General features: G+C 67.0%; 11 protein-coding genes. 4 read left to right on the forward strand and 7 right to left on the reverse strand.

From position 1 onward, the window contains the following. Position 1: 1 nt before the first annotated feature. The gene (locus E4J16_RS01795) at positions 2 to 517 is read left to right on the forward strand and encodes a PH domain-containing protein (protein ID WP_136194213.1); all 516 of its coding nucleotides are present in this window, start codon (positions 2 to 4) and stop codon (positions 515 to 517) included. Between the two features lie 58 nt (positions 518 to 575). Here the strand turns inward: E4J16_RS01795 and E4J16_RS01800 are convergent, their stop codons facing one another. Beyond that, positions 576 to 2,156 carry a sensor histidine kinase gene (locus E4J16_RS01800; protein ID WP_240038374.1) on the reverse strand — a complete coding sequence of 527 codons (1,581 nt, stop codon included), beginning with the start codon at positions 2,154 to 2,156 and terminating at the stop codon, positions 576 to 578. 162 nt (positions 2,157 to 2,318) lie between these two features. Further along, the gene (locus E4J16_RS01805; protein ID WP_136313086.1) at positions 2,319 to 3,050 is read right to left on the reverse strand and encodes a response regulator transcription factor; all 732 of its coding nucleotides are present in this window, start codon (positions 3,048 to 3,050) and stop codon (positions 2,319 to 2,321) included. 270 nt (positions 3,051 to 3,320) lie between these two features. Here E4J16_RS01805 and E4J16_RS01810 point away from each other — a divergent pair, with 270 nt between their 5' ends. The 3 genes from E4J16_RS01810 (at position 3,321) to topA (ending at position 9,218) form a co-directional block, all read left to right on the forward strand. Next, positions 3,321 to 4,673 (forward strand): PAS domain S-box protein, encoded by a 1,353-nt coding sequence (locus E4J16_RS01810; RefSeq protein ID WP_136313087.1) that lies wholly within the window; start codon positions 3,321 to 3,323, stop codon positions 4,671 to 4,673. 137 nt (positions 4,674 to 4,810) lie between these two features. Next, complete coding sequence (locus E4J16_RS01815; RefSeq protein WP_136313088.1) at positions 4,811 to 6,139, forward strand: PAS domain-containing protein; 1,329 nt, start codon at positions 4,811 to 4,813, stop codon at positions 6,137 to 6,139. Positions 6,140 to 6,290: 151 nt separating this feature from the next. Then, on the forward strand, positions 6,291 to 9,218 hold the full coding sequence (gene topA / locus E4J16_RS01820; RefSeq protein WP_136313089.1) for a type I DNA topoisomerase: 2,928 nt from the start codon (positions 6,291 to 6,293) through the stop codon (positions 9,216 to 9,218). Between the two features lie 140 nt (positions 9,219 to 9,358). Here topA and E4J16_RS01825 read toward each other — a convergent pair whose 3' ends face one another. The 5 genes from E4J16_RS01825 to E4J16_RS01845 form a co-directional block, all read right to left on the reverse strand. Beyond that, the gene (locus tag E4J16_RS01825) at positions 9,359 to 10,111 is read right to left on the reverse strand and encodes a CPBP family intramembrane glutamic endopeptidase (RefSeq protein ID WP_136194219.1); all 753 of its coding nucleotides are present in this window, start codon (positions 10,109 to 10,111) and stop codon (positions 9,359 to 9,361) included. 214 nt (positions 10,112 to 10,325) lie between these two features. Next, positions 10,326 to 11,033, reverse strand: coding sequence for a TetR/AcrR family transcriptional regulator (locus E4J16_RS01830; RefSeq protein WP_275669573.1), 708 nt, complete (start codon positions 11,031 to 11,033; stop codon positions 10,326 to 10,328). A gap of 69 nt (positions 11,034 to 11,102) precedes the next feature. Further along, positions 11,103 to 12,458 carry an MFS transporter gene (locus E4J16_RS01835; RefSeq protein WP_136313090.1) on the reverse strand — a complete coding sequence of 452 codons (1,356 nt, stop codon included), beginning with the start codon at positions 12,456 to 12,458 and terminating at the stop codon, positions 11,103 to 11,105. A gap of 45 nt (positions 12,459 to 12,503) precedes the next feature. After that, positions 12,504 to 13,475, reverse strand: coding sequence for a DMT family transporter (locus tag E4J16_RS01840; protein WP_240038222.1), 972 nt, complete (start codon positions 13,473 to 13,475; stop codon positions 12,504 to 12,506). Between the two features lie 211 nt (positions 13,476 to 13,686). Continuing rightward, a complete protein-coding gene (locus E4J16_RS01845; protein ID WP_136313091.1) occupies positions 13,687 to 14,814 on the reverse strand; it encodes a serine/threonine protein kinase in 1,128 nt (375 codons plus the stop codon). Positions 14,815 to 14,896 lie beyond the last annotated feature (82 nt).

Consider the following 14,896-nt stretch of genomic DNA (forward strand, 5'->3'; position numbering starts at 1 on the left):
CATGGCTCTTCCCCAGAAGCTGCTCAGCAAGGACGAGATCGTTGTGCGCCACATGCGCACCCACCCCAAGGTCCTGCTGTGGCGCATCATTGTTCTCCTCGCCCTGCTCAGCGCCGGCGTAGTCGTCTCCGTCCTCCTCACTGACGCCAGCTGGCGCACCGGCGCGGTCATCGCGCTGTGGGTCGTGATCCTCGTGGTACTCGTGCCCGCCTTCTTCGTGCCCTGGCTGCGCTGGATGACGACGACCTACACGGTCACCTCCAAGCGCGTCATCACCCGCGCGGGCATCATCAACAAGACCGGCCACGACCTGCCGCTGTCCCGCATCTCCGACGTCCAGCAGGAGCGGACCATCACCGACCGCCTGTTCCGCTGCGGCAGCCTGGCTCTGCAGACCAGTGCGGATGAGCCCCTCGTGCTCGTTGACGTGCCCGATGTGGAGATGGTGCAGGTGGAGATCTCCAACCTCCTCTTCCACGACGTCGAGGGCGCCGTCAACGCCGACCCCGACGACTGAGCGGGGCGTATGAGGCACTCCGGCACGATGAGCGCCCAGTGGACCGGGTCGATCGGCGTCAGACGGCGGCCTCTGCGGACGGGGTCGCAGGCAGCGCCACGGTGAAGGTGGTGCCGTGGTGCTCCGCGCCGGTGCGGGAGTCCACGGTGAGGGTGCCGTGGTGCGACTGCACAATCGCCAGCGCGATGCTCATGCCCAGTCCGGTCGAGCCGGTGCGCCGCTCCCGGGAGGCGTCCCCGCGGGCGAAGCGCTCAAACAGGCGCTCGCGCACAGCCGGGGCGATGCCCGGGCCGTCGTCGGCGACGCGGATCACCAGGGTGCCGGCGTCGCCGCGCGAGAGGGTGGTGGTCACTCGGCTGCCCGCCGGGGTGTGGACGCGGGCGTTGGCCAACAGGTTGACCATCACCTGTCGCAGGCGCGCCTCGTCTCCCATCACCAGCGTCGGCGCGGGAATGAACTCCGCAGCCGCCTCGGGACTCAGCTGCGCGGGCGGCTCAAGGACCGCCAGGTTCAGCTCCCAGAGATGATCGGGTCCGGCGGCGCGGGCGTCGGAGACGGCGTCCACGACGATCTCCACCAGGTCCACCTCCGCGTGCTCGAGCTCGCGTCCCGCGTCCAGGCGCGCCAGCAGCAGCAGGTCCTCCACCAGGGCCGTCATCCGCACAGACTCCGAATGCACCCGCTCCAGGGCGTGCACGGCCTCCTCCGGCAGGGCGGTGTCAGCGCCGCTGCGCTGGATCAGCTCGGTGTAGCCGCGAATGGAGGCCAGAGGTGTGCGCAGCTCATGAGAGGCGTCGGCGACGAACTGGCGCACCTGTGTCTCACTGCGCTGCCGGGCCGTGAGCGCCTCATCGACATGGCCGAGCAGGGTGTTGAGCGCGTTGCCGACCTGCCCGATCTCCTGCGAGGAGGCCACGTCCGCGGCCTCGACCCGCTCGCGGATGCTGACCTCGCCGCGGGCGAGCGGCTGAGAGGCTACGTGTTCGGCCGTGTCCGCCACCCGCTCCAGCGGAGCCAGCGCCGTACGCACCATCGTCCTGCCCGCCAGCGCCGCGATCACTGCCCCGATGATGGCGATCAGCAGCTGAGCGAGCAGCTGGGTGCGGATCAGCTTCTCATCGCCCGCCGTGGACAAGCCGGTGATCACCACGTCGCCGCTGGAGGAGTCCTCGGTGACCAGCACGCGGTAGTTCCCCAATGAAGCGATGGATACCGTGACCGGTTCGCCGGTGGCCTCCAGCGCCAGCAGGGCCTTGCACTCGGCATTGGTGAGTGTGCGGTAGTTGCCGTCCTCGTCGATGTAGCCGGCCTTCACCATGGTGACCGCCGAGCCGGAGCCATCTGCGCCGTCGTGCGCGCCGGAGGCGATCACCGTCAGTGTGCCGGTGGACTGCCCGACGGCGTCCAGGCCGATCGGCACGTCGCCACTCGGCGCCGCCGGCGGGGTACTGCCATCCTGGGGGAACTGAAGACCTGGATACGGGCCCTTGCCCTGGTCGGCGGAGAGCTCGCCGCTGGGGACGGCGGCCTGGCGGCGGGCCGCGACGCGGTCGGATGCGGCCGTCAGCTGCTCGTCGAGCCGGTCTGTCAACGAGTGGCGCAGCATGAGGGTGGACAGCGCCCCGATGCTGCCCGCCATGACCAGGACGATGCCGATCACGCCGACGACCAGCCGGGTCCGCAGGCTGCGTGGTCTTTGGTGCACGAGCCCGAGACTAATCGAGTGCCCAGCACGGCGGCTGGCGGCGGGTTCCCGCCGACGGCGCCCGCCGGCCACGATCCGCACCATTGCGTGCCGGGACTACTGGGCGACGGCGGGCTTGAGCACGTAGCCGACCCCGCGCATCGTGTGGATCATGGGCTCGCGGCCCTTGTCGATCTTGCGGCGCAGGTAGGAGATGTACAGCTCGACGATGTTGGCCTGCCCGCCGAAGTCGTAGTTCCACACGCGGTCCAGGATCTGCGGCTTGGACAGGACGCGGCGGGGGTTGCGCATCAGGTAGCGCAGCAGCTCGAACTCGGTGGCGGTCAGGCGGATCTCGTCTCCGCCCCGCCAGACCTCGTGGGAGTCCTCATCCATGCGCAGGTCGCCTACCTCCAGCACGTTGGAGGGCTTCTCCGAGCCGACGCCCGAGCGCCGCAGCAGGGCCCGCAGCCGGGCGACCACCTCCTCCAGTGAGAAGGGCTTGGTGACGTAGTCGTCGCCTCCCGCGGTGAGCCCCGCCACCCGGTCCTCGACGGCGTCCTTGGCGGTCAGGAACAGGACGGGAACATTGGGCTGGTGTCCGTGGATGCGGCGCATGACCTCCAGGCCGTCGAAGTCGGGCAGCATGATGTCCAGGACGATGACGTCCGGGTCGAGCTCCTGGGCGTAGCGCACCGCGGCCCTGCCGGTGCCGGCGGTGGACACCTCCCAGCCCTCATAGCGCAGCGCTGAGGCGAGCAGATCGGCAAGGGTCTGCTCATCGTCAACGACCAGAACGCGTATGGGGGAGCCGTCAGGGCGGGTGAGCGTCTCGGTGGGGGTTGTCATGTAGGTGATTGAACACGCCCTTGCTGTGCTGAAGCTGTGAATTCTGAGTTACGAACGATGCGGTGCCGCCGCACCCATGAGGAGGGCGGGCACGCTCTGCGGAGGGGTGCAATGGGCCTCCACCGACGGGGGAGCACGGATTGCGGATGAGCATGGCGCCAGGCTATGGCACCATGGTCTCCGGCGAGTCGGGTTGAGCCTGATCACGCGGCTCGCGGATCGGCGTCGCCGGTCGTGGAGCCTTCCTCGTCCCGTTCCCACAGGAGTGTCATGGAATACGTTGTTGGCAACGAGCGCCGCTTCGGTGCCGCGGACCTGTTCTTCTCTACCACTGACGCCAAAGGTGTCATCCGGAGGACCAACAGGGTGTTCAACACGCTGTCCAGGTACAGTGCGGAGCAACTCGTCGGAGCTCCGCACAACATCATCCGCCACGACGACATGCCGGCGGGCGCGTTCCGGCTCATGTGGGATGAGCTCGAGCAAGGGCGTCCCGCTTGCGTCTACGTACTCAACCGGGCCCGTGACGGGCTGGACTACTGGGTCTTCGCCACCGTGGCGCCCCTGGCCGACGGCTACCTCTCGGTGCGTGTGCGCCCGAACAACCATGCGTTGTTCGCCCCCGTGAAGGAGATGTACGCGCGCGTGCGCGCCGCCGAGTGCGACTATGCCGCCCAGGGGCACAGCCGCCACGAGGTGGGGCGGTACGGCGCCGCCTTGTTGACCGAGGAGTTGCACCAGGCGCATTTTCGCGGGCTCTACCCCTTCGCGAGGGCCGCTCTGCCGCGCGAGTTGGCGCTGCTGGTGGCCGAGGGCGTACGGGTGCCACAGCGCGCCCAGGTGGATAGCCCCATGTCCGCAATCCTGTCGGTCATGTCCGCCATCGAACGCGACACTGATGAACTGGTCCGGCAGCTGGGCGAGTATCAGGACCTGATCAACAGCCTGGGATCGTGGATGACGGGGGTGCGCTCTGTCGGCGACCGGGCCGCTCGGGTGGGTGCGCTGGTAGCACAGGTGACCAGCCCTGACCCGGAGTCCTCCGTGCCGACCGTCTCCGTGCGGGTCAAGGAGCGCAGCGCCCGGGCCGTCGAGGTGCTGCAACAGTTCAACTCCTCCCTGGTGGAGTTGTATGAAATGGTTTCGGAGGTGCGCTTCCGCTCCTCGCTGATGCGCCTGCACACCTTGATGGCGGGTATCTTTGCTGCCGCAGTTCTGGACGGGGAGGAGCATGACTCCACCGAGGCGATCGGTGGCCTTGCTCAGTCGCTACTGACGGATCTTGAGTCGCTGGTGCCTTCCTGTCAGAACGCTGCGGATCTGGCGGAGCGCCTGGATGCGGACATGCGCTCGTTGGTCTCCGACCTGGACCGGATCAGGCGTCCCTTCCAACGGTGGATTCGCGCCCTACAGGAGGAGGGGGCACAGTCGTTGAGCGATGGCACCGACATCGGGGTCGTCTTGCAGGAGGCCGCGGAACTGAGCGAACGGGGATTCCCGGAGACCGCCACCCTGGCTGAGTTGGCGGCCAAGGCGCGCAGCGTCGTCGTCACTCTGGAGGAGGCTGTTATTCGCGAGCGGGTTGCGACGGTCCATGAGTCGCTGGCGCAGATGCAGGAGTGACAATCGTATAAAACGACGTCGACGCTCGAATTTGACCTTTAGAATGTTACGGGTCGGTGTTGGCGAGGACTGCCCAGGGCGTTGGGCTCTGGGTTGCCCGGGCAGTACGTGCAGCGGGCGGAAGGGAAGAGGGCCGCGTGGAATCGCAGATCGGATATGAGCGACTGTTCGATCCGGAGGACATCTTCTTCTCCACGACGGACACCAAGGGTGTGATCCAGAACACCAATCGGACCTTTGACGTCCTGTCGCGTTACTCGCGCGATCGGCTCATCGGGGCCGCTCACAACATCATCCGGCACCTGGACATGCCGGCCGGCCTCTTCCGGCTGATGTGGGACGACCTCCAGGCGGGCAGGCCCGTGTGCGCATACGTCACCAACCGTGCATTGGACGGGTTGGACTACCGGGTGTTCGCCACGGTGGTACCCCTGAGCAACGGCTACCTCTCGGTACGGATCAAGCCGATGGATGCCGCCACCCAGAAGCCGGTGGAGAAGGCCTATCGCAGGGTGCGTGCCTTCGAGCGTGACCTGGCCGCCCACGCAGCCTCACGCCATCAGATCGGCGAACACGGCGCAGCCGAGTTGGCCAAGGAACTTGAGGCGTTGGGATTCGACTCCCTGTACGAGATGACGCAGGTTGCGCTGCCCCGTGAGGTGGCATCTCTGGTCGGGGCCGGTGTGCGTGTGCCCGCGGTTGCCTCGGGAACGCGCGGACCGGTGACGCGTATTCTCGGAGCAGTGGCTGCGATCGAGAGGGAGACCAACGTCCTGGTCTACGAACTCGACGAGTACATGCGGCTCATCGTGGCTATGGAGGCCGCCCGCGGCGCGATCGTGGCGGCGCAGTCCCGGGCCGTGCGCATCAGCCGGCTGGTGTCGCGAGATGTAGGGGCAGGTGACCGCGCCCGGTTCCTCGCCGGGCAGATCGGTGAGTTGATTGAGGGTGCGGACGCCGAGCTGGACAGGCTGCCGGACCGCCTGCACGTCATGAACGACGCCGTCACCGAGCTGCGATTCGCCGTCGCCCTCATGCGTCTGCTCACTCTGATGGTGGGGCGCTTCGCCAGGTCGATCCTTGACGGCTCCGAGGAGGACCCGCTTCAGTCGCTGCGCGACCTGCATGAGGCTCTGGAGTCCGGTTTCGCGGGGCTGGCCCCTGCCCTGCGCGTTGTGGGTGCTCAAGCGGGTGAGCTGGACGACGCCCTGCGTACCGTGACCTCCGGCCTGGACCGGGCCGCGCGTCGTCTCGGGCACTGGGTGGACGTTCGCGGAGGCAATGGGGTCTTCGGATCAACCGCGGTGGTCACGGAGGTCTCCTCACTTGCGTCGCAGGGTTTCCCTGAGGTGCGTCCGCTGGCACAGCTGGCTGCGGAGTGCCGTGGGTTGAGCCTGGACTACAACGCGGCCGAGGCCGACAGGTGCTTGGCGGAGGTGCGTGAGGCTCTGGCCGAGCTGTCATGACTTCGCTAATGGCCGACCCCGCCGTGCCGATGTGGATTGCGGTACGTTACGCTCACTTGGGTGGGGCTCAGTCGGCTCCCGCCGTCACGGCTGCGGGACCGTGACGGTCCCGCCCTCTTGTGAGGTTTGCTCGTAATGAGAAAGGTCGCCCGTGTCCAAGAAGCTCGTCATCGTCGAGTCCCCCAACAAGGTCCGCTCCATCGCCGGGTACTTGGGTAAGGACTTCGACGTCGAGGCCTCGGTCGGTCATATCCGCGACCTGGCCCAGCCCTCCGAGTTGCCGGCCGCCGAGAAGAAGGGGCCCTACGGCAGGTTCGCCGTCGACGTGACCGACGGGTTCAAGCCCTACTACGTCGTCAACCCGGACAAGAAGAAGACGGTCACGCAGCTGCGCAAGGCGCTCAAGGACGCCGACGAGCTCTACCTGGCCACCGATGACGACCGTGAGGGCGAGGCCATCGCCTGGCACCTGCTGGAGGTCCTCAAGCCGAAGGTGCCTGTGCGCCGCATGACCTTCACCGAGATCACCAAGGAAGCGGTCACCCGCGCCCTGGACAACACCCGCGACCTGGACACGCACCGGGTGGACGCGCAGGAGACCCGCCGCATCCTGGACCGGCTGGTCGGCTATGAGGTCAGCCCCGTGCTGTGGCGCAAGGTCCGCGCCGGCCTGTCCGCCGGGCGCGTGCAGTCCGTGGCCACTCGGCTGGTGGTGGAGCGCGAGCGCGAGCGCATGGCCTTCAAGGCCGCCGGCTACTGGGGCGTGGAGGCGCGCCTTTCCACCGACCTCGCCGCCGGCAGCTCTCTGCGCTCGCCCGCCGGGGACGACTCCTCCTTCACCGCCCGCCTGACCGCCCTGGACGGGCGCCGCGTGGCCACCGGCCGCGACTTCACCGACGCCGGAGTGCTGCGCCCCGCCGCCGTGAAGGCGGGCACCGTCCACCTGCACGAGGGCGCCGCCCGCGCCGTCGCCGATGCCATCATCCGGGCGGTGCCCCGCGTGGCGGAGGTTGAGGACAAGCCGTACCGGCGGCGCCCGGCCGCGCCCTTCACCACCTCCACCCTGCAGCAGGAGGCCAGCCGCAAGCTGCGCATGAACCCGCGCGAGACCATGCGGGTGGCGCAGGCCCTGTACGAGAACGGCTTCATCACCTACATGCGTACCGACTCCACGGTGCTGTCGGGGCAGGCGGTCGCCGCCGCCCGCGGTCAGGTGGCCGAGCTATACGGGCCCGAGTATGTGGCGCCCAAGCCGCGCGTGTACGCCACCAAGACCAAGGGGGCGCAGGAGGCGCACGAGGCGATCCGCCCCGCCGGTGACCACTTCCGCACCCCCGCGCAGGTATCCGGGCGCCTGACCGGCCCCCAGTTCCGCCTGTACGAGCTCATCTGGCGGCGCACGGTCGCCTCCCAGATGGCTGACGCCACCGGCTCCACTGCGACCGTGCGCGTGGACGTGCCGCTGCGGCCGGCCGACGGCGGCTCCCGGGACGCCGGTATCACCTTCAACACCGCATCCCTGAGCGCCGCCGGCACCGTCATTACCTTCCGTGGCTTCCTGGCGGCCTACGAGGAGGGCCGCGACGCCGACCGCTACGAGTCCGAGGCCGCGCCCGCCGTGACGGCCGCGGCCGCCGGTGGTGCCGGCGACGGCGTCGGGCGCAGCGGGGCGGCGGGAGCCGTGAAGTCCGGTAAGGACCGGGACGTACGGCTGCCCGCCATGATCGTCGGGCAGGAGCTGAGCGCGCTCGCCGCGGAGGCGGCCGGGCATGAGACCACGCCGCCGCCCCGCTACACGGAGGCCTCCCTGGTCAAGGCCCTGGAGGAGAGGGAGATCGGCCGCCCCTCCACCTACGCCTCCATCATGTCCACGATCTCCGACCGCGGCTACGTGGAGCACCGGGGCCAGGCGCTGGTGCCCACCTGGCTGGCCTTCGCCGTCACCCGGCTGCTGGAGGAGAACTTCAGTGAGCTGGTGGATTACGACTTCACCGCCTCCATGGAGGCGGACCTGGACCGCATCGCCGCGGGCGAGGAGGACCGGGTCGACTGGCTGACCCAGTTCTACTACGGGCCGCAGGGGCGGGCCGGCGTGAGCGACGCCGCGCCGTCGGAGACGGGCACCGCGGGCGAGAGCCAGGGCCTGAAGGCACTGGTGGACGGCCTGGGGGAGATCGACGCCCGCGCCGTCAACTCCATCGACATCGGGGAGGGCATCACCCTGCGCGTGGGCCGCTACGGCCCCTACCTGGAGGACGCCGAGGGCAAGCGCGCCAATGTCCCCGGCGACCTGGCCCCGGACGAGCTGACCGTGGCCAAGGCCCGTGAGCTGTTCACCCGTGCCGCCGACGACGGTCGCGAGCTGGGCGCGGACCCCTCCACCGGCCACACCATCGTGGCCAAGGACGGCCGTTACGGGCCCTATGTCACCGAGATCCTGCCCGAGCCGGAAACCGCCCCCGAAGCGGAGGAGGGCGTCGGAACGACGGCGTCGAAGCCGGGTGGGAGGGCTACGGCGCGCAAGTCGCGGAAGGGGCCCAAGCCGCGTACGGCGTCGCTGCTCAAATCGATGGACCTGGCCACCGTCACGCTGGAGCAGGCCCTGGACCTGCTGAGCCTGCCGCGCGTGGTGGGCCAGGACGGCGAGGGCGTGGACATCACCGCGCAGAACGGCCGCTACGGCCCGTACCTGAAGAAGGGCACGGACTCCCGCTCCCTGGAGAGTGAGGAGCAGTTGTTCACGGTGACCCTGGAGCAGGCGCTGGAGCTGTTCGCGCAGCCCAAGCGCCGTCGCGGCCAGGCGGCTGCGCGGGGTCCCCTGCGGGAGCTCGGCACCGACCCGGCCACGGGGCGTCCGGTGGTGATCAAGGACGGCCGCTTCGGCCCTTACTTCACCGACGGGGAGACGAATGTGACGCTGCGCCGCGACGACGACCCGGCCACCGTCGCCCCCGAGCGCGCCTACGAGCTGCTCGCGGAGAAGCGCGCCAAGGGCCCCGCCAAGAAGCGCACCACTCGCAAGACCACGACCAAGAAGACGACGGCGAAGAAGGCGGCCACCGGCAAGTCAGCCCGCTGACCCCTTCGCCGAGATCGGTAGAAGTGGCGACATGTGTGACGCAAATGACGACGGGTGCCGCCGGTCGCCCTGCATAGGCGACCGGCGGCACCCGAGGCGAATCTGGTTGGTCGGCTTTTGTCGGCCGGCGCACATATGCGTCACGCTGTCTGAGCGGACGAGAGCTTCTCCTGCTTCCGCTTCTTCATGAGGAGCACAACTACGATGACGAGTTCGGCAACGTTCAGTACCGTGATCGCCCCGCCGAACACGGGTATCTTCGTAACCGCTCCACTGAAGATGAGGTAATCCCACAGGAAGTGCGAGGTGATCATGAGGCCGATGCTCTTGGTGTAGTCATACATCAGGGCGTAGAACAGCCCTGCGATGAAGGTGGTCACTAGCTGCAGCAGCATGTTCGGGAAGGGCAGTCCGGCGAGTATGTTCACCGAGTGAAGCAGGCTGAACACCACAGCGGAACCGAGTAGGGCGCCTCGGATCTGCGTTCCTCGGGGCTCCTGGAGCAGGCCGACGTAAAGAACCCGGCGGAACATCATCTCCTCAGCGAAGCCGATGAGCGCGGTGGCGACCAGCGGGGTTGCAAATGCGGGGGTGAGTTCTCCATGAGTTGCCCAGTAGTAGAGGGTCATGCCGACGACCGGAATGAATATGATCAGGAACAGGGGGTACCGTCGCGGTCCCTCAGGGGCGGGCAGCTGCTTCCGCATGGCAAGGAAGCTGCCCAGCGCCCATAGTGCCAGCAGGGAGACGAATGGCAGTATCGTCTTCACGAAGCCGGCATCGTTGTAGGACACGTTGAGGACGCGGTAGATCAAGAGGTTCGAGATCCCCATCCCCGCGATGTAGATGATGGCGCATATGAGCGCTAGTCTTGCTGTCCTGGTTGTCGGCATACGGCCTCCTCGTCGGAATGGTGATTCTGACTAGATCGGATGGAGCCCTTGCGGGCGTGGTGTACTGCGAGCACATATCGGTCTGTGCATCGGCGCGAGCTATCGCATCGCAAGCGCGCATGGTAGCACGCACATACTCGAATTAGATAATTGAAACCTCTGAAGTGGAGACTCTGGTTTCAGGGGCGCTTGCGCGGGTCTGGGCGAGGTCCGCTCAAGGGGCGGACGGTTCGGGTGCGCCCGTCTCGGCGTCGAGGGAACGTGTGGGGATGGGTGCCTCGCTGGTTATGCGCGTGCGGAACTCTTCGGGAGTGGTGTCGGTGAGTGTTGTGGAGCTCAGCTCTGACAGCTGCACCAGGCGTCGCAGCAGGGCCAGCGCCGTGCTGCGGACATCGCGATGCTCGCTCAGCGCCGTCACCGCGGCGCCGTCGACCGTGGCGATGACGGTCTCCGCTGTGAGGTACAGACCGAGCCCATTGACCACGCGGTCGACGGCGGCATTCAGCCTATTACGTCCCTCCCCGTAGGCGCGGCCGACGGGTGCAGAGCTGTTGGCGGAGATCAGCTGCATGTAGTGGCCCAGGTAGGGGCCGGCATCGGGCAGGGTGGCTGCGAGGAGAAGCTGGACGACCTCCTCCAGCGAGGGAGAGTGATCCAGCGCCTCGACCTTTCTGGCGACACGTTCGGCGCGCTCGGCCCACAGGGCGATGTTCACCCGTCCAGCCTCGTAGAGCAGGTCATCCAGGCCGGAGAAGTAGTAGGTGGTGGCGGACAGTGAGCAACCGGCTCGCTCGGCGACGCCACGATGAGTCACAGCGCTTGGGCCCCCCTCGCGGATGATGGCTGCGGCTGCGTCGATGATCGTGCGGCGTCGCGCCTCGCCCTTGGACGTGGTCGCACTTCTAGGGATGCCAGTGCTCACAATGCTATGATATTAGCTGCCGCCCATACCTTGCGCAGTCCGGTCTCAGCTAGCGGTTGCACCCGCCGCTTATGTGGCGCAGGCGGCGTCATCGTCAGTGGGATCGGTCTTTAGATCGGCACGCAGGCGTACACGAGAAGCGAGTAGCGACGCCAGCGCGAGAGCGGCGACTGCGGTGAGCAGGTATGCCGGAGCGATGGGTGTGCCGGCGACCTTGATCAACCAGGTGGCGATGAAGGGTGACGTACCCCCGAGCAGGGTGTTGGCCATGTTGAAGGACAGGGCGAAGCCCGAGTAGCGAACGTCGGTGGGGAACAGCTCGGCGAGGAAAGAGGCCAGCGTGCCGTCGTTCAAGGTGAGCATGAGTGCGAAGAGCAACTCACAGCCTATGAGCACTAGCAGCGAGGCATGTGTCATGACGTGGAATACGGGAACGGTGCCGATGATGAAGGCCACGGAGGCGATGATCATGATGCGTTTTCGTCCCAGCAGGTCGGACACATGCCCCATGACCATGATCAGTGCGATGTAGACCGCCAGAGTCACCGATGTCGACAGGGTTGCCTGGGACTCCGGGAAACCGAGTTGAGAGGTGACAAAACTGGGCATGTAGTTCAACAGTAGGTAGAAGGCCACAGCGTTCAGGCAGGAGATGCCGAAACCCGCCAACACGGCTCCGCGGTGGTGGCGCAGCAGTCTGCGCAGGGGTTCGATGCCCGACGACGGCGTGCCCGCCAGCTGCCCGGACGCAGCGACCTTCGCCTGCTCCAGCCTACTGCGCAGCTGCGTATAGGCGGGGGAGTCCTCCAGGTGGGTGCGAATGTAACGACCGACCAGTCCCAGTGGCCCGGCCACGAGGAAGGGGACCCGCCAGCCCCAGGTCACCATGGAGTCGTGGTCCAGCGCGGCGAAGAGCGCCGAGACCGCCAGCGAGCCGACGAGCAGGCCGGCAGCGGTGGATGCGGGCACCAGAGACACGTAGACGCCTCGCCGCGACGGCGGTGCGTACTCCGCCAGGAAGGTGGCGGCGCCGGCGTACTCGCCGGAGGCGGAGAAGCCCTGAACCATGCGCGCTGTCAGCAGGGCGACCGCCGCCCAGATACCGATGTGGTCGTAGCCGGGTAGGCAACCTACGACCACCGTCGAGCCGGACATGAGCAGAATGGACCAGGCCAGTGCCCACTTACGGCCTTTGCGGTCGCCCCAGGCGCCCCAAACGATCGCGCCCACGGGGCGCAGAATGAATGAGACGGCGAAGACGGCGAAGGCGGACAACAGGCGCGTGCTCGGATCCGAAGCGGGGAAGAAGACCTCACCGATGACGATGGCGAGATAACCGTAGGACGCATAATCGAACCACTCGATGAAGTTGCCGATGAAGGAGGCGCAGGCGGCGCGCCGTACCGCGCCCCGCCGCTTCCTCATCCAGATGCGTACTGTCAGGCATGGATCCGTCTCCGACCAAGGGCATCAATGACAATGGGTGCGAAGCCGCCGCCCACGATCAGCACGCCGCCGATAATCCCCGCGGGTGCCAAGCGTCTCGTGGAACAGCAACAGTCCGCAGACCACGGCCACTGGGCACTCCCAGTAGGAGATGGTAGACATCTCCACCGCGGGTAAATTGCGGCCGGCGACGACCAGGAATCCCAGGGCGAACAGGCCGCAGACCAGGAACAGGCCCGTGGCCCAGGTCCAGTTTGACGACGTAAATGAGGCCACTCCGTGCCATGGGCGAAGGATCACGGACATTATGGCGGTGGCGACGGCCGCCCACAGGAAGTTCCATACCCCGCGCACAATGGAGTCCACGTCCTTGCGGTAGCCGTTGAAGAACAGAGAGAGCCCGTAGAACACACCGGAGAGTAGCCCCATGAGATCGCCCAGGGCCTTCTGGGGATACTCCGCGGAGGACGCGGACAGGTCCAGTCCGAAGGCGATGGCGCCGTCGCGGAAGTCGATGATGCCCATGGTCAGGAGCATGCCGACGAATACCAGCAACAGGAACAGTCCGTTGAGCGGACTGATCATCTCCTTGCGGAAGATGCGTGCCAGCAGCGTGCAGAACAGCGGTCCGGTGTAGATCAGGAAGACGGCATTGGCGATCGAGGTCAGCAGGGTGGAAGAGATGTACAACCCGAGCGAAAGTCCGATACTGATACCTCCCATGACCACCGCCGGACTCAGGCGGGTGGACCTGAACAGCCCCAGCTTCTTGGTGAGCAGTAGCAGGAGCATGAAGCCGACGAAGCCGGTCCCCATGCGACCGAATGCTAGGAAGGAGCCGATGACGGCCTTGTCCTCGGAGATGAGCCCGGCGGTGGCGCCGCGGGAGAAGGTCCCCACCAGGCCCATGCCGGTGGCGGACAGGATCATGGCGATTGCGCCGAGCTTCTTGTTCATGATGTAGCCGCTCGTCGAGGCTGACGGCTCGGTGTGCATATCAGTTCCTTGCAGTGGGAGCAGTGTGATCGGTCGGTTTCGGATGTCGCGGGGGCGTGCGCCGTCATGTGTGACGATGGCGCACGCCACCACCTGACGCCCGGGGGAGGAGCGCAAGCAGGGGTGCGATCGGCTCCTCCCCCGGGGCTTGGCAGAGTACGTCCGACGGTGTGTCGAACGCCGCGGTGTTCAGTCCCCGCGGCCGGGGGCTTCAGACTCGTGTCGGGTCATCGACCTGGTTCGGGAAGTAGTCCTCGCAGCCGCCCTCGCGGTAGACGTCCGCGGTGGCGCAGTGCAGGGCGCCGCCGAAGGGGTAGGCGTCGCGGAACGGCACGGGGATGACGTTCATTCCGAGCTTGTCCATCTGCTCCATCTGGTGGACCTCGGAGGCCTCGCAGATGACCGTCTTGTGGTCGAGCACCAGGCAGTTCATGGACAGCCACACCGAGGAGTAGCACAGCGGCGGGGGCGTGTCGTGAGCCGGCTGGGCGGCGTCGACGATCTGCCAGTCGTTGGCCTCGAAGATCTTGCGCTGCTCCTCGGGCAGGCGACGCTGCGGGTTGTTGATGATCAGACCGGGCCGCAGCGGCACGAAGGTCGCATCAATGTGGATCGGGTAGGGGTCGCCCGGGAAGTTGACCGCGTGCACCCGCAGGTCCGGGTAGTAGCGCTTGAACCACTCCATGGCCGTGCGGTTGGTGGTCAGGCCGTGTTGGATGAACAAGTCCTTGCCCAGCCGGAGCACGTCGGCGGCGTCCCACATGGGCTCCACCTCGGTGGTGACGAAGTCCTTGTTCGCGGTACGTTCGAGCCGCTCCTCCAAGGAGATCTGCTCGTCGTAGTAGTTGTGCTTGTAGGACTTGTCGGTCAGGCGGGGGCGAGGGGCCTGGGTCCACTTGAACTCCGGGTCCTCGTCGAAGTACTGCTTCATGAGCGGCCAGTAGGCCAGATACTCGAAGTAGCGGCAGCGGAAGGAGTTGGCGGAGGCCATGATCTCGTTGCCGATGGTGAGCAGGATGTCGCGCGGCGGCATGCACGTCATCATCGAGTCGTTGCGGAAGTCCGGCGTCTGAATGTGCTGGTTCCACTGCAGCGGGGTGGGGCGGTCGACCTTGACGCCGTGCTCCTCAAGGGTCTTGGCGAGAAAGTCGAGTTGGGCGGCCGCCTTCTCCACGGTCTCCAGGGGGCGGGGCCCCCACATGCCGCGCATCTCGGAGTCGATCGGCACCTTCTCGGAGGTGGCGGGCTCCTCCGGCGGGATGACGGAGTGCTCGGCACGGCCGACGATGACGTGCTTGAGCGGGTCGAAGTCGTTCCATGAGTTGACGATCTTCGTCATGGTGGTCACTTCCTTAGTGAGTGTGTGTCTGTGCGTCTGCTGCCTGGTAGTTGCGGACGGTTGGTCGGTCCTTGAAGACCTG

Source organism: Actinomyces procaprae (assembly GCF_004798665.1).
Classification (GTDB): domain Bacteria; phylum Actinomycetota; class Actinomycetes; order Actinomycetales; family Actinomycetaceae; genus Actinomyces; species Actinomyces procaprae.